Source organism: Saccharomonospora sp. CUA-673 (assembly GCF_001942305.1).
In the GTDB taxonomy this organism is placed as follows: Bacteria; Actinomycetota; Actinomycetes; order Mycobacteriales; family Pseudonocardiaceae; genus Prauserella.
In genome coordinates this window covers 1-18,141 of record NZ_MKKE01000026.1, presented here as the reverse complement: position 1 = coordinate 18,141, position 18,141 = coordinate 1, and the positions used below count along the sequence as shown (strand labels likewise).

22 protein-coding genes and 4 pseudogenes are annotated in these 18,141 nt (G+C 69.7%); 12 read left to right on the top strand and 14 right to left on the bottom strand.

Translation table 11 applies throughout. The annotated features are described in order from the left end of the window. Positions 1-4: 4 nt before the first annotated feature. Positions 5-796 (top strand): annotated as a pseudogene (locus tag BJF85_RS13455) (Ku protein); the annotation flags it as partial. Between the two features lie 452 nt (positions 797-1,248). Then, positions 1,249-1,521 carry a hypothetical protein gene (locus tag BJF85_RS13450; RefSeq protein ID WP_075847849.1) on the top strand — a complete coding sequence of 91 codons (273 nt, stop codon included), beginning with the start codon at positions 1,249-1,251 and terminating at the stop codon, positions 1,519-1,521. Positions 1,522-1,606: 85 nt separating this feature from the next. Here the strand turns inward: BJF85_RS13450 and BJF85_RS13445 are convergent, their stop codons facing one another. From BJF85_RS13445 to BJF85_RS13435, 3 genes are all read right to left on the bottom strand, one after another. Beyond that, positions 1,607-1,816 carry a hypothetical protein gene (locus BJF85_RS13445; protein WP_075847848.1) on the bottom strand — a complete coding sequence of 70 codons (210 nt, stop codon included), beginning with the start codon at positions 1,814-1,816 and terminating at the stop codon, positions 1,607-1,609. A gap of 182 nt (positions 1,817-1,998) precedes the next feature. Then, positions 1,999-2,733 (bottom strand): DUF998 domain-containing protein, encoded by a 735-nt coding sequence (locus BJF85_RS13440; protein WP_075847847.1) that lies wholly within the window; start codon positions 2,731-2,733, stop codon positions 1,999-2,001. A gap of 126 nt (positions 2,734-2,859) precedes the next feature. Beyond that, positions 2,860-3,678, bottom strand: coding sequence for a protein phosphatase 2C domain-containing protein (locus BJF85_RS13435; protein WP_075847901.1), 819 nt, complete (start codon positions 3,676-3,678; stop codon positions 2,860-2,862). Positions 3,679-3,748: 70 nt separating this feature from the next. Here BJF85_RS13435 and BJF85_RS13430 point away from each other — a divergent pair, with 70 nt between their 5' ends. Together BJF85_RS13430 and BJF85_RS13425 are read left to right on the top strand one after the other, a co-directional pair. Continuing rightward, positions 3,749-3,958 (top strand): helix-turn-helix domain-containing protein, encoded by a 210-nt coding sequence (locus BJF85_RS13430; RefSeq protein ID WP_075847846.1) that lies wholly within the window; start codon positions 3,749-3,751, stop codon positions 3,956-3,958. Then, on the top strand, positions 3,958-4,494 hold the full coding sequence (locus tag BJF85_RS13425) for a Clp protease N-terminal domain-containing protein (RefSeq protein ID WP_075847845.1): 537 nt from the start codon (positions 3,958-3,960) through the stop codon (positions 4,492-4,494). Before BJF85_RS13430 ends, BJF85_RS13425 begins: the two co-directional genes overlap by 1 nt. 11 nt (positions 4,495-4,505) lie before the next feature. Here BJF85_RS13425 and BJF85_RS13420 read toward each other — a convergent pair. The 4 genes and pseudogenes from BJF85_RS13420 to BJF85_RS13405 all read right to left on the bottom strand — a co-directional run bounded on the left by BJF85_RS13420 (position 4,506) and on the right by BJF85_RS13405 (position 8,004). Next, a pseudogene (locus BJF85_RS13420) lies at positions 4,506-5,176 on the bottom strand (YitT family protein). A gap of 476 nt (positions 5,177-5,652) precedes the next feature. Further along, positions 5,653-6,258 carry a hypothetical protein gene (locus BJF85_RS13415; RefSeq protein WP_075847843.1) on the bottom strand — a complete coding sequence of 202 codons (606 nt, stop codon included), beginning with the start codon at positions 6,256-6,258 and terminating at the stop codon, positions 5,653-5,655. Beyond that, on the bottom strand, positions 6,255-6,695 hold the full coding sequence (locus tag BJF85_RS13410) for a hypothetical protein (protein ID WP_075847842.1): 441 nt from the start codon (positions 6,693-6,695) through the stop codon (positions 6,255-6,257). Before BJF85_RS13410 ends, BJF85_RS13415 begins: the two co-directional genes overlap by 4 nt. A 142-nt stretch (positions 6,696-6,837) precedes the next feature. After that, positions 6,838-8,004, bottom strand: coding sequence for a pyridoxal phosphate-dependent aminotransferase (locus BJF85_RS13405; protein WP_075847840.1), 1,167 nt, complete (start codon positions 8,002-8,004; stop codon positions 6,838-6,840). A gap of 29 nt (positions 8,005-8,033) precedes the next feature. Between BJF85_RS13405 and BJF85_RS13400 the strand changes: the two are divergent. Next, positions 8,034-9,319: pseudogene (locus tag BJF85_RS13400) on the top strand (DUF445 domain-containing protein). Between the two features lie 146 nt (positions 9,320-9,465). Here the strand turns inward: BJF85_RS13400 and BJF85_RS13395 are convergent. After that, on the bottom strand, positions 9,466-10,020 hold the full coding sequence (locus tag BJF85_RS13395; RefSeq protein WP_075847838.1) for a CGNR zinc finger domain-containing protein: 555 nt from the start codon (positions 10,018-10,020) through the stop codon (positions 9,466-9,468). 48 nt (positions 10,021-10,068) lie between these two features. On the opposite strand from BJF85_RS13395, the gene BJF85_RS13390 reads away from it, so the two are divergent. Then, positions 10,069-10,440 (top strand): VOC family protein, encoded by a 372-nt coding sequence (locus tag BJF85_RS13390; RefSeq protein WP_075847899.1) that lies wholly within the window; start codon positions 10,069-10,071, stop codon positions 10,438-10,440. Position 10,441: 1 nt separating this feature from the next. On the opposite strand, the gene BJF85_RS13385 is transcribed toward BJF85_RS13390, so the two are convergent. Genes BJF85_RS13385 through BJF85_RS13360 form a run of 6 tightly spaced genes read right to left on the bottom strand, consistent with a single transcriptional unit; the run spans position 10,442 to position 14,141 of the window. Next, complete coding sequence (locus tag BJF85_RS13385; protein WP_075847836.1) at positions 10,442-11,050, bottom strand: YbaB/EbfC family nucleoid-associated protein; 609 nt, start codon at positions 11,048-11,050, stop codon at positions 10,442-10,444. 11 nt (positions 11,051-11,061) lie between these two features. Further along, positions 11,062-11,811, bottom strand: a complete 750-nt coding sequence (locus BJF85_RS13380) for a hypothetical protein (RefSeq protein WP_075847834.1) — start codon at positions 11,809-11,811, stop codon at positions 11,062-11,064. Continuing rightward, on the bottom strand, positions 11,811-12,488 hold the full coding sequence (locus tag BJF85_RS13375) for a hypothetical protein (RefSeq protein WP_075847832.1): 678 nt from the start codon (positions 12,486-12,488) through the stop codon (positions 11,811-11,813). The genes BJF85_RS13380 and BJF85_RS13375 overlap by 1 nt, the downstream gene beginning before the upstream one ends. Further along, the gene (locus tag BJF85_RS13370; protein ID WP_075847830.1) at positions 12,485-12,790 is read right to left on the bottom strand and encodes a hypothetical protein; all 306 of its coding nucleotides are present in this window, start codon (positions 12,788-12,790) and stop codon (positions 12,485-12,487) included. Before BJF85_RS13370 ends, BJF85_RS13375 begins: the two co-directional genes overlap by 4 nt. After that, the gene (locus BJF85_RS13365) at positions 12,787-13,632 is read right to left on the bottom strand and encodes a WXG100 family type VII secretion target (protein WP_075847828.1); all 846 of its coding nucleotides are present in this window, start codon (positions 13,630-13,632) and stop codon (positions 12,787-12,789) included. Before BJF85_RS13365 ends, BJF85_RS13370 begins: the two co-directional genes overlap by 4 nt. After that, the gene (locus BJF85_RS13360) at positions 13,632-14,141 is read right to left on the bottom strand and encodes a WXG100 family type VII secretion target (RefSeq protein WP_075847826.1); all 510 of its coding nucleotides are present in this window, start codon (positions 14,139-14,141) and stop codon (positions 13,632-13,634) included. The genes BJF85_RS13365 and BJF85_RS13360 overlap by 1 nt, the downstream gene beginning before the upstream one ends. A gap of 257 nt (positions 14,142-14,398) precedes the next feature. On the opposite strand from BJF85_RS13360, the gene BJF85_RS13355 reads away from it, so the two are divergent. From BJF85_RS13355 to BJF85_RS13330, 6 genes and pseudogenes are all read left to right on the top strand, one after another. Next, on the top strand, positions 14,399-14,851 hold the full coding sequence (locus BJF85_RS13355; protein WP_075847897.1) for a helix-turn-helix domain-containing protein: 453 nt from the start codon (positions 14,399-14,401) through the stop codon (positions 14,849-14,851). A 6-nt stretch (positions 14,852-14,857) separates the two neighbouring features. After that, on the top strand, positions 14,858-15,556 hold the full coding sequence (locus BJF85_RS13350; protein ID WP_075847824.1) for a hypothetical protein: 699 nt from the start codon (positions 14,858-14,860) through the stop codon (positions 15,554-15,556). A 105-nt stretch (positions 15,557-15,661) separates the two neighbouring features. Beyond that, positions 15,662-15,958, top strand: a complete 297-nt coding sequence (locus tag BJF85_RS13345) for a DUF2516 family protein (protein ID WP_075847822.1) — start codon at positions 15,662-15,664, stop codon at positions 15,956-15,958. A 40-nt stretch (positions 15,959-15,998) separates the two neighbouring features. Beyond that, positions 15,999-16,538: a YbaK/EbsC family protein gene (locus BJF85_RS13340; protein WP_075847895.1), complete on the top strand. Its 540-nt coding sequence runs from the start codon at positions 15,999-16,001 to the stop codon at positions 16,536-16,538. A gap of 19 nt (positions 16,539-16,557) precedes the next feature. Next, on the top strand, positions 16,558-16,998 hold the full coding sequence (locus BJF85_RS13335; protein WP_075847820.1) for an SRPBCC family protein: 441 nt from the start codon (positions 16,558-16,560) through the stop codon (positions 16,996-16,998). Position 16,999: 1 nt separating this feature from the next. Then, positions 17,000-18,039: pseudogene (locus tag BJF85_RS13330) on the top strand (NADP-dependent oxidoreductase). Positions 18,040-18,141: the final 102 nt, after the last annotated feature.

The window sequence follows — 18,141 nt, the reverse complement described above, 5'->3', positions numbered from 1 at the left end:
CGGTATGCGCGTCATGTGGAAGGGTGCAGTGTCCTTCGGGCTCGTGACGATTCCGATCCACCTGTACGCAGCGACCGAGAGCAAGAACATCACGCTGCGGCAGGTGCACGAGGCCGACGGTGGGCGGATCCAGTACAAGCGGGTGTGCACGGTGGACGGCGAGGAAGTGCCGTACGCCGACATCGCGAAGGGCTACGAGCTCTCGGACGGCGGCATGGTCGTCCTGACCGACAAGGAACTGGCCGAGCTGCCCGTCTCGACCTCGAAGTCGATCGACGTGCAGGAGTTCGTCCCGCTCGAATCCATCGACCCGATCTACTACGACAAGAGCTACTACCTCGAGCCGCAGAAGGCGGCGGTCAAGCCCTATGTGCTGCTCCGGGATGCCCTCCACAAGTCGGGCCAGGTGGCGATCACGAAGGTGGCCATCCGGCAGCGGGAGTCCCTCGCCGTGCTGCGGGTCGTCTCCGACGTCATGGTGCTCACGACGATGCTGTGGCCGGACGAGGTGAGGGAGGTCAACTTCCCGTTCCTCGGCGAGGATCCGCCGGAGGTGCGCTCGCAGGAGATGTCGATGGCGAGCTCACTCATCGACTCGCTCTCCGACAGCGTCTTCGAACCGGAGAAGTACCATGACAGCTACCGCGCGGCGCTCAACCAGCTGATCGAGTCGAAGATCGAGGGCAAGGAGACCGCACCTGCGCCCGCCGTCGAGGCGGACACCGGGGCGACCGACCTGATGTCCGCGCTGCAGGCGAGCGTGTCCGCGGCGAAAGAGGCTCGCGGCGACAGCTCCGACAGCTCCGGCGACTCCGATGGCTCGGGCGACTCCGATGGCTCGGGCGACTCCGGCGACGCGTCGACGTCCGGGAAGTCCGCTCGTTCATCGGGCACCGCGTCGAGCAGGTCCGGCTCGAGTCAGTCCGGTGGGGCGAAGTCCGGCGGCAGCCGTTCGGGCGGTGCCAAATCCGGCTCCGCAAAGGGCGGTGCGTCCAAGGGCGGTGCGTCCAAGAGCGGTGCCTCCAAGGGCGGTGCGTCCAAGTCGGGTTCGTCGAAGGCCGACTCGGCGAAGTCCGGTGCATCCAATTCCACGGCGTCCAAGTCCGGCTCGGCGAAGTCGTCACGCAAGTCGGCGTAGTCCCGCGTGGGCCGCCGCGTGCGGAGCGCGCCGCGGAGGTCGGCCGGGCACTCGGCCGGCGAGGGCGTGTCCTGCGCAGGGTCACGGACAGGTGGTGGTACCAAGGGTTCATGACCTGCTCGAGCTGTGCGACCGGCATCGACCACTGCCACGGGACACTGCTGGAACATGCGGCAGGGTTCGTCGAGTGCACCGACATCGACTGCGTGAGCGTCCGTATCGAGCGGCACGTGCTCGCCACCGACTGCGGCGACATCGTCGGAGGGTGCGGCTGTGTCGAGTCGATCCCCGCGGGCTCCGTCAGGCCCGAGGCCGGCCCCGATGCGGTGGACGAGTCGACGTCCGAACAGTTCGCATCCGCGCAGCTACTGCGCGCGTCGTGACGACCCTGTCAGTGACCCTGACCCTGACCCTGTCGCTGCCACGTCACCGGCATCACTGCCCACACCGCTGACCTGGTCACTGGTGTCACTGGTCACGCTGCGTGGGCAGCGTGGTGCGGCCCTCCTCGGCCTCCAGGCCCAGGGCTTCCAGAAGCATGGCGGCGTCGTCGGCGTCCTTCGCTGCGGAGGCGATCGCGCGCACGGCACGACGACGCTGGTCGGCGTCCGGTTCGTCCACGCGAGGGAGCGACGGCTGCGGGTTCTGGGTCGGTGCGGTCGGGCTGTGTGCGTTCACGGTTCACTCCCCAAAATCGTGTCCGGCTGCGTGCAGCAGCTACCCGTTAAACGCGCGAGACACACGTTGTGTTTCCGAATCGGCCGGAAAATGTGCCATGGACAACTGAGGTCCGAAGTAGACAGTGCAGGCCGATGTCGCTGCGCGGTGATCAGGTAGCCGCCTGTGTACGTGCTGTCGTTTCAGGCTTGGCGGGTGTTACGGGCGTGGTGAGTCTCGGGTGACCGTGCTCGAGCCGCCTGCATCGCCGCCACGAGGAGCACGCCCAGCAGACAGAAATCCACCACGAAAACGAGGCGTTGGGTGAAACCCACCGGCAGGGTTTCGGCGAGAGTGCCGAAAACCGGCCAGGGGGCGAGTCTGTCCGCGACGTAACTGACGGCGAACGCGGCGAGGCTGACGACCGCGATGCGCAGCAGCCACGCCAATGCCGTCGCGACCCTGTCGAGGGTCCGCGTCGAGCGGACGACCTCCAACAGCGACCAGGCGATCGCCGGCATGCTGGCGAACGCCACGACGCTGGCGTACTGGTGGATCCGTCCGCTGAGCGGGTCGATCTCCGGACTGAACGTCGCCGGGAACAGCACAGCCGTCACCATGCCGGTCGACGTGGCGTAGACGAGCGTCGACGTCGTCCTGGTCATCGGCAGTCCCGACGACACGAGCGCACCGCGGACGGCGATCACGCCCACCGCCACCGACAGCAGGCTCGCCTCGAGCATGCCGCTTCCGCGGTCGGTGAACGCGTAGCGGCTGAGCGGGTCGGTCAACGGGTCGAACGAGCTGACGATATGCAGCATCACCAGGGTGAACAGCCCCCAGCACAGGCCGGCGCCCGCCGCGACCGTCCACGCGCGGGTGCGCGCGAGATCGGCGGCGTGCGCTCTGGTTTCGACCTGTGACCGCGGGGCTGACATACGTGTATTTCATCGCATCGGGCACGCATGTGTGTTCCGGGTAAAACCCTGAATTCACCCTGAGGTGGCGGGTGTGCGCAGGGGAGATCCGCGGTTCGGGCGGTGTCCTCCCGGTCCCGGCCGGGCCTACGCGGCGCCGAACTCGACCACGACCAACGCCTGGTCGTCGTGGACCTTGCCGCGCGGCCACCGCGTGCGGTCGGCGTCCACGCGTTCGGCCGTACGGACCGTGTCCAGTACGGCCGAGGGCCCCGACGAGCGGCAGCGGTCACGGACCTCGGCCCAACCGAAGAGGTGATAGTCGTCGACGCCGGTCGACACGCCGTCCGTCGCGAGGATCAGGGTGTCCACCTCGGCGCGCGGCCAGTCGGCCAGCACCGCCTGGGCGGCCGCCGACGGATCGGCCTCGGCGACCCAGAACCCGCCCTCGTGGTTGCGGACCCGGGCGACCGCCTCGAGGCTGCGCAGCTTGCCCTCGGCGCCCAGTCGGGCGAGGCGATCGTCGATGACGGCGTGCACGCCGAAGTCGCCGAACGCGACCACGGGGCTGTCGGCGAGCACGAGCGCCTCGACGCGCTCGGACGTCCACCGCGCGATGGCCACGGTGCTCGACGGGCTGGCGCCCGGTGTGAGGTCGTGCGCGGCGGCCACCTCGGCGATCGCGCAGGCCAGCACGTCGGTCAGCGCCGCGTCCGGCCGCGCGACCAGCGCAGCCCGCAGCCGCTCGGCCAACCGCTCCGCGTACCAGCCGCCGCTGGGCAGACCGGGTCGCTGCTCGGTCGCACCGTCCAGCACGGCCACAGCGCCGGACTCGCCGGCACCGGACCCCACGGCACCGGAGTGCGGACTGCCGAGCCGGTCGACGATCACGATGCGGTCCTCGGACGGGCGCGGCGTGCCGTCGAGCGCGACACCTGCCTGCTCGGCCGTCTCGATGCGCGGCATGGAAGCCATACCCGAACCGTAGTCGTCAACAAGGGTTGACACGTAGGTGGCGTCAATCTAGATTGACATCATGACGAATGCGACCGAACTGGCCTCCCAGGCGGGCGACCGTGATCCGCGTACCGGACTGCGTGCTGTTTCGGCCCTGCGGCGGCTGCTCGAACAGCTCGAGGCCGTGCAGGTGCGCAGCGCGCGTGTGAGTGGTTGGTCCTGGCAGGAGATCGCCGACGAACTGGGTGTGAGTCGGCAGGCGGTCCACAAGAAATACGGGAGGAAATGATGTTCGAACGGTTCACCAAGGGCGCTCGCGAGGCCGTGTCCGGTGCCGTCGCGGAAGCCGAATCCACCGGAGCGCACCGGGTCGATGCGCTGCACCTGCTCACCGCCGTCGCCGGTACCGCGGACGCCGCCGCTGTCCTGCGCGCGCTGGACATTTCCGGTGCCGCCGTATCCGATCGGGTGGAGGAGCTTCGCCGGCAGGGAGGATTGAGCGACGTCGACCGGCACGCGTTGTCCGAGCTCGGTATCGACGTCGACACCGTGGTCGCCCGGGTCGAGCACGAGCACGGGCAGGGAGTGCTGGCCGGGCATCCCCGACGGAGGCGCTGGCACACCCCGTTCGCGGGTGACGCCAAGCGGGTGCTCGAAGCGAGCCTGCACGAGGCATTGGAAATCCGGGAGAAGCACATCGGCGCCGAGCACGTGCTGTTGGCGCTGGCTACCGTGCCCGGGCCGGCAGCCGACGTTCTGGTGGCCGCGGGTGTGCAGCCCCGCCGATTGCACGCGGTTCTGCGGCAGCGCAGGCAGGCGGCCTGAGCGGCCCCGGCTCAGTTGTGGCGCGGCTGCCAGATGACCCACGGCAGGAACAGCTGGACCAACGGGCCGATCGACAGCGCGAACAGCACGGTGCCCAGGCCGACCGTGCCGCCGAGCAGCCAGCCGGTGGCCAGCACGCATACCTCGATGCCCGTGCGCACCAGGCGCACGGACAACCCCGTGAGCGCTGTGAGGCCGGTGAACAGTCCGTCCCGTGGGCCGGGGCCGAGCCGGGCGCGACGTACAACGCGGTCGCGAAGCCGTTCAGCACGATGCCGCCGAGCAGCAGCGGGATCTGCGCCGCCAGGTGCTCCTGGGCGGGCAGGAACCAGCGCACCGCGTCCACCGACACGGCGATCAGCACGACGTTGGCGCCCGTGCCGATCCCGGGACGCTGCCGCAGCGGGATCCACAGCAACAGCACCGTCACCGCCGTCACGACGGTCACGGTGCCGAACGTGAGCCCGGTCAGGTGCATCAGGCCTTCGTGCAGCACGTCCCACGGGTTCAACCCCAGCAGCGAGCGGGACATCATCGCCATGCTCGCGCCGAACAGCACCAGCCCGACGACCAGCTGCGTCAGCCTCCGCGCGGGATCGTGTCGTACGGACACGGGACCGAGTTCGAACTGCGCGGTTGTCGCCACTCTTTCACTATCCGCCGGGGCGAATGGTCGGTCCATGTCCAATCGGTGTCGCAACTGGACCGGATTCCGGACGCGGACATGAAGAAGCCGGTGCGCTGGATGCTGGGGGTGCCGTCACTCCAGTAAACGGCGGGACATCCAGCGCACCGGCTTCGTACGTGCCACGCGGGCACGATCGCCACCGGCCGTGTTCCGGCATCGCCCCTCGCCATGCCGGTTGGGCCGGCGGCTCAGGTGCGCAGCGGCGGCGTCGCCTCGGTCGGCGCGGTGAACGAGACGACGCGGCGCGCACCCGGACACGGCTCGGGCGCCGCGGGGGCAGCGCGGCGCCCGAGCCAGGACCCGTCCCGGCCAGGCGCGGTCGGCCGAGCGGGAAGTCGTCGATACATGTGGATTACCCCGAAGTGCAGATGTGTACGCACCGCGATCGTCGGGTGACGGTGCAGATGCGTGCGTGAACGCCTGGACGCGGCGTCACCGGGCACACGTGCCCCGGTGACTGTCGGGGTGGGTCAGTCCGGCGCGGTCGGCGGAAGGCCGAGGTGCGCGCCGGCGACGTCGACGTCGGACGCGTCGAGCGTGCCGCCGGGCAGCAGGGTGTGCGGAGCGGGCGCGGTCGGCAGCACGCCGAGGCCCGCGCGGCTCTGGGAGTGGTCGTGGGCGAAGCCCGTCACCGACGACGTCGGCGCCGGTGGAGACGTCGGCGCGGCAGGGGAGCCGTGCGAGCTCTGGACGTCGATCTGGCCCTGCGGAGCGGGCTTCGGCGGGGTGGTTCGTTTTTCGGACGCGTCGTCGGCGGCCCGTGCGGGCGCCGCGTGGGCGCGGTCCGCGGCGGCCCGGTCGGAGGTGTCGGGTGCCGGCGTCGACGCGGCGGGCGCGAGCGGTTGTCCGGACGGCGCGCCGGGTGCCGGCGCGGGCGCGAACCCGTCGCCGGTGCCGTTGCCGTCGGGGGCCTCGGGTGGTGCGGTCGGACCGCCGAGCGGCAGGTCCGGACCGAGCGGGCGCAGCGGGGCGGCCACCGAGTCGACGGTGTCGGTGACGGCGCCGACCGTTCCGCCGACCGTCCGCCCGAGCTGCTCGGTGCCGGTCGTGACCACGTGGTTCACCGTGCCGGTCACCTGGCCGACCAGGTTCGCCGGCGGCTCCGGCGCGGGGGCGGGTGCCGCCGCTCGTCGGCGGATTCGGACTCGGCGGGCGCTGGGGACGGTGCAGGGGCAGATGCGGGAGCCGACGTGGGAGCAGGCGCAGCGGCGCTCGACGCGGCGACCGGGTCCGCGGTGGGGGTTGCCGCCATGGGGCCGTGGGGTGCATTGCCGTGGGGTGCATTGCCGTCGGCTGCGTCGGAACCGTGGGAGGTGTCGGCGCCGAGGGTCTCGTGCAGGGCGCCGGAGACGACGTCGGTGGACTCGTCGGACAGGCTCACGGAATCGGACGCGCTCACGGAATCGGACGCGGTCGCGATACCGCCCGCGAGCAGCCAGCCCATCAGGGCGAACGCCACGACCGCAAGCGCGCGCACGACGAACACGGAGGCTGTGCCACCCGTCGCCCGCATCGCACGCTCCCGCTGCTGTGTCGTCCTCGATCTCGGACCGGCCGGTCCTGGTCAGCGGCATCTTCGCAGGTCCGACCGCGGTCTTTCTAGCACCGGGGTGGGTTGTTCCGCCGATCGCGGGTCGGTACGCGGCGAGCGGCGCTCAACCCTGACGTAGCTGGTGGAGACGTCGCACGGCCTCGTCGAGGACGTCGTCCTGTTTGCAGAACGCGAACCGGAGGACGTGATTCCACTCGTCCGGGTGGTCGGTGAACACCTTGACGGGGACGGCGGCCACGCCGGCCAGCTCCGGCAGTTTCCACGCGAGATCGCCCGCGTCGGTGAACCCCAATGGCCGTACGTCGGCGCAGACGAAATACGTACCCGCGCTCGGCCACACGGCGAACCCCGCGTCGGTCAGGCCCTTCGCGAGCCGGTCACGTTTTCCGGCCAGCGACGTCCGCAGCTGTTCGACCCAGTCGAGCTCGTGCTCGAGCGCGTGCGCGACGGCGGGCTGGAACGGCCCGCCGGAGACGAACGTCAGGAACTGCTTGGTCGTCTTCACCGCCGCGACGAGCTCGGGCGATGCGCACACCCAGCCGATCTTCCAGCCGGTGCAGTTGAACGTCTTGCCCGCGCTGGAGATCGACACGGTGCGCTCGCGCATGCCGGGGAACGTGGCCAGCGGCGTGTGCTCGATGCCGTCGAAGGTCAGGTGTTCGTATACCTCGTCCTGCACGGCGATCAGGTCGTGCTCGACGCACAGCTGCGCGATGGCGGCCAGCTCGTCGCGGGTGAACACGGTGCCGGTCGGGTTGTGTGGCGAGTTCACCAGCACCGCCCTGGTCCGCGGCGTGACGGCGGCGCGCAGGGCGTCGACGTCGAGGGCGAACCGGGTGCCGTCGGACACCAGCGACACGGTGCGCCGCTCGGCGCCGGCCATGGCGATCGCCGCCGCGTAGGAGTCGTAGTACGGCTCGATGGCGATGACCTCGTCGCCCCGGTCGGTCAGGGCGAGCAGCGACGCCGCGATGGCCTCCGTGGCGCCCGCGGTGACCAGCACCTCGGTGTCCGGGTCGTACTCGAGGCCGTAGCGCGTGCGATGCCGCGCGATCGCCTGCCGCAGCTCGGGACGTCCCGGGCCGGGCGGGTACTGGTTCGCCCCGCCGTACAGCGCGTCGCGGACGGCGTCCAGCATTCCCGCGGGACCATCGGTGTCGGGAAAGCCCTGGCCGAGGTTAACCGCGCCTGTGCGCGTGGCCAACGCCGTCATTTCGGCGAAGACAGTCGAGGTGAACGGCTGGAGGCGGGAGGCGAGTGGTGGACGCACGAGGCAACATCCTCACGGACAATGAAGGTGTGGAGCAACCGAGTGACATCGTGACGTCCGGCGGGCTCGCCAGTGACGAGGCGAAACGGCAGAGCCTGCGCCGGATGAAGCGGGTGTCGGCCGCGTTCCTGCTGGGGGCGGCGGTCGTGTTCCTGCTCGCCCGGTGGGCCGAGAGCGAGGGGTGGCCGGCCTGGGTCGGCTACGTCCGCGCGTCCGCGGAGGCGGGCATGATCGGCGGACTGGCCGACTGGTTCGCCGTCACCGCGTTGTTCCGGCATCCGATGGGGATCAAGATCCCGCACACGGCGATCATCCCGAACAAGAAGAAGGTGCTCGGCGACAGCCTCGGCGACTTCGTCGGCGCCAACTTCCTGTCCGAGCCGGTGGTGCGCGACAAACTGCGCCGCGTCGAGGTGTCCCGTCGTACCGGTGAGTGGTTGACCACCGAGGAGAACGCCGAGCGGGTGACGGCGGAACTGTCGTCGGTCGTGCGCGGCGCGGTGACCGTGCTGCGCGACGAGGACGTGCAGGCGGTGCTGGAACAGGCCGTCGTGCGCAGGGTCGTCGAACGCGAGTGGGGACCGCCGCTGGGCAAGCTCCTCGAACAGGTGCTGCTCGACGGGGCGCACTATCGATTTGTCGACCTCATGTGCGATCGCGCGTACGAATGGGTGCGCACCAACCACGCCACGGTGCTGCGGGTCGTGTCGGACCGGGCGCCGTCGTGGTCGCCGCGGTTCGTCGACGCGATGCTCGCCGACAAGGTCTACGGCGAGGTGCTGACGTTCGCGTGGGCCGTGAAGACCGACGTCAACCACCCGATGCGGCTCGCGCTGGACCGGTTCGCGACGGAGTTCGCCGAGGACCTGCAGAAGGACCCGGAGACGATGGCGCGCGCCGACGCCGTCAAGCAGCAGCTCGTCGAACACCCCGAGGTGCAGAAACTGATCGGCACGGCGTGGGCGACCGCGAAGGACATGTTGCTCACCGCCGCCGAGGACCCGTCCAGCGAGCTGCGCACGCGGGTTCGCGAAGGGCTGCAGACGTTGGGCGGGCGGCTGCAGAACGACCCCGAACTGGCCGCGAAGGTCGACGGCTGGGTCGAGAGCACCGCGGCGTACGTCGTGCGGCACTACTCGCGGGAGATCACCACGATCATCTCCGACACGATCGACCGGTGGGACGCCGAGGAGACCGCCCGCAAGGTCGAGCTGCAGGTCGGCCGCGACCTGCAGTTCATCCGCATCAACGGCACCGTCGTCGGCGCCTTGCCGGCCTCGTCATCTACACGTTCGCCCAACTCGTCTTCGGCTAGCGGCCCACGGGAGCGTCACCGGTTGCGTGTGCGGTGGGGGTTGGTTCGGGCCACCGGGGGTGTGGTCTGCGCCACCCGGTCGGGGGAGGTTATCCACAGTAGGTGGGGTTATCCACGTAGTTGTCCACAGGTTTGCGGGGTTGTGGTCAACCGTGTGTGGACGCGGAGTCGCCGTCACCGGCCACGCGTTTACGGAACGTGCGCGCCTTCATCCGGTTGCCGCAGACGCTCATCGAGCACCACGAGCGGGAGCGGTTGCGGGACTCGTCGTAGAACGCCCACAGGCAGTCGTCGGCCGGGCAGATCTTCACCCGGTTCCACACGCCCCGGAACGCCAGGCGCACCGCCGCGGCGTAGACCGCCGCGACCGCCGTGTCGGCGACGAGCTGCGGACTCGCGTCCCAGGCGGCGTTCAGTGCGATGTCCACCGGCACCCGCACGTCGGCACCCTCCGGCGTCGCGGCCTCCGGTGCTCCGGTTGCGATGCGCAGGGCATGGCGGGCGCGTGCCGCCTCGTCGAGGGGGTCCGGGCGGAGGGTGCGTTCGTGCGCCCACACGTGCCAGTCGGCGGTGGAGCGCAGGACGTCCGTGTCCTCTTCGACGTCCACCGTGTTGAGGAAGTCGAGCACGAGGGTCACGTCCGCATCCACGTCACCAGTGTAGGCAGAACGGTGGTTGTTTCCGGTGTGGATAACCGGCATACTTCAATTACTGGTTACCGCTGCATGATCCGCCGCGAGGAGGCACTGATGACCACGTCGATGACGTTCGGCTGTGTGGCCCTGGACTGTCCGGATCCCTACCGGCTCGCCGGGTTCTACGGTCGCCTGCTCGGGTGGGAGGTGAAGGCCGGCCACGGACCGGACGACGAGTGGGTCACGCTGGTCAACCCCGACGGCGGCGCCGACCTGTCGTTCCAGCGCGATCCCGACTACCGCCCGTCGACGTGGCCGTCCAACGAACTGCCGCAGATGCTGCACCTGGACTTCGACGTCCAGGACCTCGAGGCCGAGCACGAGCGCGCCCTTGCCCTCGGCGCCCGGTTGCTGGACGACGGTCCGGAGACGTTCCGCGTCTACGCCGACCCGGACGGCCACCCGTTCTGCCTCTGCGCCTGCTGAGTCAGCGCAGGCGGAGCGGATCGTGGAACGGGTCGTCGCCGTGGGTCGCTCCGGCCGACGACGCACCTCCGGAACTCTCCGACGGCGGGCCCGACGCAGCCGACTGCGCAGTCGACTGTGGATGGGCGAGCGGGTCGGTGAACGGATCCGCGGCCGGCGCGGTGCGCTGATGTGACGGCGCCGGAATCCCGGACTCCGTGTTCCGCGCGGGGGCGGCCGTGAACTTCGACAGCGGGCCGAGGATCTGCTCGGAGCCGATGGCGTCCCCGCCGGGGCGTTGCCCGACGTGCCGTTCGACGACCTCGGCCTGCTTGGCGGTGGCCTGGGTGATCGCCTGGGTGATGGTCGCGTTGATCGACGCGGTCAGGGTCCGCGCGTTGCCGTGCACGGCGTTGTCGGCCAGTTCGACGGACCGGACGATGCCGCCGGCGCCGACGGTCACGGTGACCGTGCCGTCCGGGGATGTCGCGCGCACCTCGAGGGCGTCGAACTCGTGCTTGGCACCCTCCAATGAGGACAGTAGCTCGCCCCATTCGGCCTGTTTGTCGCGCGCCTGCTGGGCCTGGTGACGTGCCCGCTCGATGAGGTCCCGGTTCGTGGTGTTCGGCATCGATGCTCCGTTCAGAGGTGGTCGTCCGGCGGGTGGTCGGATGTCGCCTCCGCACGGCGTTCGAAGGTGAGCGTGGTGATCCCGAATTCGCCTGACGACGACAAAACCCATGGGCGGGTGTAGGCGGTGAACGTGTAGCCGAGGTCCCACGCGACGCCCGCGTAGATGCTTCTGCCGGGGAAGAGATACGGAATCGCGAAGATGCGGACCTTGTCGCGCCCGTCGAACTCGTTGATCAACGCGGACATGCGGTGGTCGAGGCTCGGGCCGGCCTTCCGGACCTGCAGCCAGAGGCCGAGGACCGCCGAGGGGACGGTGGTGCCAACGACGATCAGCATGGTCGGAAGGATTGCGCTGTCGCCGATGCGGAGCATGAACCCCGTTGCCAGAATCGCGATCAGCAGGGAAACAGCAGTCAGGAATCCCGACACGGTCAGCCTGCGCATCGACCGGAACGGTTTCTTCGTGGGGATGGTCGTGTCGCGAATGGAACGTATCGGAACCCGGCTGATCAGCATGAACGAGGGATCCGGTTCGTGGCCGAAGGATCGGACCACCGTGGCGCCGAATTGCCGGGCGACGGCATCGACGTGGCTCGGATGGGTGCCGGGGGCCACCCGCATCCAGGTGAACGGCTTGTTCTGCAGCGCGTGGCCGACCACGTGCGGAGGTGGCGGACCCGGCATCTCGGTTTGTTTCCAGGCCGCCTCCTTTCTCGCGGCCGCGTCGGTGTAGAGGCCGACGAATCTGTGCACCAACATCACGTTGTCCCGGTGCCGGAGGCGTCGAAGCGGATGCTGTTCGCGATCGCGGCCGTGTGGGCGATCGTCGACGGCCAGGCGGCCTCGCTGCCGGTGACGACGACCAGGACGATGATCCGCGTCAGGTCGGGGGTGGGAATCTGCACCTCCACCTTGAACTCCGGCCGCACGTCGGGCCCGCGGCCGCCGGTTTCCTCGTCGGTGAAGTGGTACGAGCCCGCGCGATACGCGACGACCGCGGGGCCGAGCGTGATCCGCTGCGCCTCGACGCGGGCATCCGGGACGCGCTTCCGGTAGGCGCGGGCCAGTTCGGCGACGATCGCCCCACGCTGATCTCCCAGCAGGTCCCGCTGCTCCGGCGTGGTGGTTAGTTCGCGCATGGCCAGGGTGAGCGTGGCCAGCGCGGGTTCGGTGGGCTCCGCGCCGTCGACCGCGAACCGTCCGTAGAGCTGGATCCGTTGCTCGGCCAGGGCGCCGGTCAGGGCCGTGAGCTGTGCCCGCAGTTCGTCGACGTTCGGCGGGGTGGTCTGCGTTGCCTGCGCCGTCTCCGCGGCGCGCGCGACCATCCGGTCGATCGAGCGCAGCACGTCCTCCTCGCTGCCCGTGATCGGGATTCCGGCGAACCCCGGCGGCAGATCCACGCGCAGTCGCGGCTCGTTCTCGGTCGGTGCCGTCATTCCCAGACCCTCTCCTGCGCACGCTGCTGATCCCGCTCAGCCTGGCCTGCCTCGTCGAGCGCGGACGCATCGTCGAGATCGGACCACCACCGTCCGCCGAACGGAATCCTCCCCCAAGCCGTTCCCGCGTCCTCGCCCTGAGTACGTGCTGCGACCTCTGCCCCCGCCTGGAAACCCGCATTGAAGAGGCCGCCGCCGTACGGCATGCCGCTCGCACCGAGCCCGACGACGTCGAACATGAAGCTCTCGGTCGGAATGTCGGCGCCGCCTGCCTTGGCGGCGAGGCGACCCGCCGTGCTCACCCCTCCGAGCACTGAGCTGGCGGTGCCAAGGGCTTTCCCGGGCGCCCCCGGGACGAACTCGGCTGCGAGTCCGAGCATCGTGCTGACATCACCAGCGAATCCGGAGACCTCACCGATGACATTGGCGTTGTCCTCGACGAAGTCGTAGATCGTCTGCTGAAGGGCTTGGGCGGAGTCGATCTGGAAGTTGGCGTAGTCGGTGACCAGCCGCTGAGCCCGTCGAGCATCTTGCCCACCAGGCCCGGTTCGTCGGGGGCCAGTTGGCGGGCCTCGTCGAGTGTCGCGGCGACCTGTTCGGCGATGTCCCGGTGTTGGGCCTGAAGTCGCTCGGCAGCGTCCATGATCTCGGCCAGCCGGTTGGCTGCGCTGTCGACCTGGGTGGCGGCGTTGCCGAGTGCCGTCTGCGCCGACTGCAACGCCTGCGCGTTGTCGAACCACTGGTTCGCGAGTTCGAAGGCCGGGTTGGCCTCTGCCGCCTCGAGCTCCTCCTTCGCCTTCTTCGCCTGCCGTTCCAGTTCCTCGGCCGCGCGGCGCATCTCGGCGAGCGTGCCGGCCCACTGGGTCAGCGCCTCCGCGGCCTTGTTCATCGACCCGGTCGCGGCGTCGAGGTACTCGGGAAGGTCGCCGACCCTGCGGGTGAACGCCTCGCTCGCCTCGCCCTCCCACATGCCGCGCTGGGTGATGATCGACTGGATCGCCTCGTGGGCATGGTGCAGTTTCTCGGCGATCCCCGAGTACTGCCGGGCGCCGGCGCCGACCGCGGGCGGCTCTCCGGGCGCCGGGTTGAAGCCGAGCGCGGGGAAGCCGGTCGCCTCGGCGGCGACGTCGGGATTCACGAACATCAGGACCCACCGCCCAGGATGTCGCTGATCGACGAGCCGGCCACGCCCGTCGCGCCGGGGCTCTGCCCGGGCGGCGTCGGGTCGCTCACGATGCCGCCGCCGACCGGCCCGTCACCCATCGGGCTGCCGGGCCCGGTCCCCGGCGGCAGACCGCCTGCCGGACCGTCGCTGCCGATGCCGCCGCCGATGCTCGGTGGCGCGCCGCCGAGGACGCCTTCACCGACCTTCGCGATGGATTCCTGGACGGTGTCCTCGAGTTCCTGGTAGTTGCGCTTCGCGGATTCGAGCCGCTCGATGACGTTCTCCGCGGCCTCGTCGAGCTTGCCGAGGCCCCATTCCCATTCCTCGTCGAACGCGCCCGCGGCCTCGACCAGCAGGGGCGAGCCGAAGTCGCCCCGGCCCTTGTCGGCCAGCTGCTTGTTGGCGCGCCGGATCTCCTGGGCACCCTCGTCGAGGGTGGTGATCAGTGTGCCGAGCTCGTCGATGTTGACGGAATAACCGCCGCTCATGCCCCCTCCTCATGCGGCCGGCGACAGCGTCATCGCGGGGCCGCGGTCAGGCACTATATGCGTCCGTTATGTACTGACACGAGGCGATTGCACTCAGTCACCCGAAACGGCGAGGGTGGTCGCCATCACACGCCAACGTTGCAAGCAGAGTGCTTGCAGTTGCTAGCACTCGTCGGTATCGTCGGTGTTGTCGCAAGGAGGTGGCAGGCGTGACGGACAAGCCGGACGACACCGGGGTCGGTGACGAGTCCGGTCCCATGGACAGGGTCGCCGACATCGGTCGGGACATCGGCTCCTACATCCGTCAGCAACGCAGCAGCGCCAAGATCTCCCTGCGTCAACTGTCCAAACTGGCCGGTGTTTCCAACCCGTACCTGAGTCAGATCGAACGCGGGGTCCGCAAGCCGAGTGCGGAGATCCTGCAGCAGATCGCCAAGGGGTTGCGAATCTCGGCGGAGGCGCTTTACGTGCAGGCGGGGATTCTCGACCTGCCGAACGGGGGTCCGGTGCCCGACGCGATCCGCGCCGACACCGAACTGTCGGAGCGCCAGAAGACGGTTCTGCTCGAGGTGTACGAGTCGTTCCGCAAGCAGAACCGCGAAACAGGCCCGACCGAGGGCGAGCCGGACAGCTCGACGTCCGTCAGGACGGCGTCCGACACCCGCTCGCCCGGCAAGACCGAGTCCGACGAACCCCACGCCGAGGAGTGAGCCGCGATGGCTACCAAGACCACCGAGACCGAGTCCAAGACCACCGCCGAGCAGATCAAGACGCCGCTGCTGGCCGCGCTCGGCGCGGGCAACCTCGCCAGCAAGGCCGTCAACGACGCCCTGGGCAAGGCCCGCAGCCGCTACTCCGAGACCAACGAGAGCGTGCGCAAGAGCGTCGAGGAAGCCAGGAAGAACTTCGAGGACCTGCCCTCGGAGATCAGCAGTCTCACCGGCAAGCTCGAGCCGGCCGAGCTGCGCAAGCTGCTCGACGAGTACACCGAGGCCGCGCTGAAGCTGTACCGCCGCTTCGCCGAGTCCGGTGAGGAGACCTGGGACAAGTTCATCGCCCAGGAGCAGGTCAAGAAGGCCACCGACCAGATCGGCGAGACCTTCCAGACCGTGCAGACCCGCGTCGACGAGGCCACCAGCGACGTCCGCAAGGGCATCGACGAGGTCGTCTCCAAGGTGACCTCCACCGTGAAGGGTGCGGGCGAGGACGCCGGCGAGGTCGTCTCCGCGACCGCCGAGAAGATCACCGGTGCCGCCGAGAAGGCCGAGACCGCCGTCGAGGAGGCCACCACGACCTCCAAGCCGAAGACCTCCAGCGCCTCGAAGTCGACCACCAAGTCGACCACGACGCGCCGCACCACCTCGAGCGCCGCCACCAAGAAGTCCACGGGCGGTTCGACGAAGTCCGAGAAGTGAGCTGAGCCCTCGCTTCGAGTGACACCTCGGGCTCCGGTCGTCATCCGACGTGATTCGACGACCGGAGCCTGAAGTCTTTTCGACCTCTGACGTAGGCTGGGCGCCGTGCCGGTACTCGCATATTGGATCGTGTTCGTGATCGACTGGGCAGGCACGCTGGCCGGCCTGGTGGCCTTCATCCATGCGCTGATGCAGCGTTCCGACGCCTACACCGCGGCCGACCGGCACACGAAGCCGATGTGGCTCGGCATCACCGGCGGCGCGACGCTCGCCATGCTGCTGTTCAGCTTCTACGGCCCCGGCATGATCTTCTGGCTCGCCGGCGTCGTCGCCGCGCTCGTCTACATCGTCGACGTGCGCCCCAAGCTCATCGAGGTCCAGCGCGGCGGTTCCGCCTGGTGACCCTGTGCCCGGTGTCCGGTTCGGTGACTACGGTGGCGGCGTGAACGACTGGAACATCGCGGGGACGCTGACCGTCGTACCGGCCGCCGAGCGTCCCGACCTCATGGCCGAACCGGTGGCCGCCGCGCTCGCCGGTGTCAAGGGCCCCGTGGGCATCGCCGAGATCGACCCCGAGCTGGCCGACACCGCCGCGTTCTGCGAGGCCTACGGCTCACCGCCGGCCGCGTCCGCCAACTGCGTCGTCGTCGCCGGCAAACGCGGCGGCGAGGTGCGCTACGCGGCCGCCATGGTGCTGGCGACCACGCGCGCCGACGTCAACACCGTCATCCGCAAACGCCTCGACGTGCGCAAGGTGTCCTTCGCGCCGATGGATGAGGCGGTCGAACTCACCGGCATGGCCTACGGCGGCATCACCCCGGTCGGCCTGCCCGCCGACTGGCCGATCCTCGTCGACTCCGCCGTGGCCGAGTCGGCCGAACTGGTCATCGGCAGCGGCATCCGCGGCAGCAAACTCCTCGTCACCGGTGAGGCGCTCGCCGCCTTGCCAGGAGCCGACGTCGTCGACGGGCTCGCGAAATAACAACCAGCAGGAGGAACGAATGGGACAGGTCACCGCGACCGCCGAGCGCACCATCGACGCACCCGTCGACACGGTCCGCGCGCTGGTCGCCGACTACACCGACACCCGCCCGAAGATCCTCACCGAGGCCTACTTCGACTACGCCGTCAGTGAGGGCGGCACCGGCGCGGGAACCGTCGCGTCGTGGAAGCTGCAGGCCACGTCGAAGCGCGTGCGCGACGTCGCCGCCACCGTCACCGAACCCGAGCCCGGCACGGTCGTCGAGACCGACGCCAACTCGACCATGGTGACCACGTGGACCGTCAGCGAGTCCGGCAGCGGTTCGACCGTGCGCATCGAGACCACGTGGCAGGGCGCGGGCGGCATCGGCGGCTTCTTCGAGAAGACGTTCGCCCCCGGCGGGCTGAAGAAGATCTACGACGGCGTGCTCGACAACCTCGAGAAGGTGGCGAAGGCCTGACATGACCGGCACCGCTGACACCACCGGTACCGCAGATCAGACCGGCACCGCTGTGGAGATCCGGCTCGCCGACCGGCCGCACGGCGAGCCGACGCTCGAGAACTTCGACATCGTCGACGTCGACGTCCCGCAGCCCGGGCCCGGCCAGGCGCTCGTGCGCAACACGTGGCTGTCGGTGGACCCGTACATGCGCGGGCGGATGAGCTCGGCCAAGTCGTACGCCGACCCGTACGAGGTCGGCGAGGTCATGATCGGCGGTGCCGTCGGCGAGGTCGTCGCGTCGAACGTCGACGGGCTCGCGCCGGGCGACACCGTGTTGCACCACCTCGGCTGGCGCACCCACGCGCTCGTCGACGACCGGTCCGCGACGACGGTCGATCCGGCCAAGGCGCCCGCGCGGCGTACCTGGGCGTGCTCGGCATGCCCGGGCTGACCGCGTACGCCGGGCTGGTCGACGTCGCGCAGCTGCGGGAGGGCGACGTCGTGTTCGTGTCCGCCGCGGCCGGTGCGGTCGGCTCGATCGTCGGACAGCTCGCCAAGTTGCGCGGCGCCTCGCGGGTGATCGGCAGCGCCGGATCGGCCGAGAAGGTGCGGCAGCTGACCGAGGAGTTCGGCTTCGACGCCGCGTTCAACTACAAGGACGGCCCCGTCCGCACACAGCTCGCCGAGGCCGCTCCCGACGGCATCGACGTCTACTTCGACAACGTCGGTGGGGAACACCTCGAGGCCGCGATCGGGGCGATCAACCTGGGCGGCCGGATCGCGATCTGCGGCATGATCTCCCAGTACAACGCCACCGAGGCCGTGCCGGGACCGCGCAACCTCGTGCAGTTCATCGCCAAGCGGATCACGATGCGCGGGTTCCTCGTGGGCGACCACACCGACGCGCGGCCGCGGTTCGTCGACGAGGTCGCACCGCTCGTGGCCGACGGGTCGATCGCCTACCGCGAGACCGTCGTCGACGGCATCCGCAACGCACCGCAGGCGTTCCTCGACCTCCTCGCCGGAGCCAACACCGGCAAGATGCTCGTCCGCCTCTGAAAACTCCCAAGGGCCCCATGGTCCGCGGGTTCTAGCGGTCCCCGCAACACCCTGTCGTTCAGGGAGTTGTGGGGACCGTGTCGTTTGAGGAGTTGAGGGCCG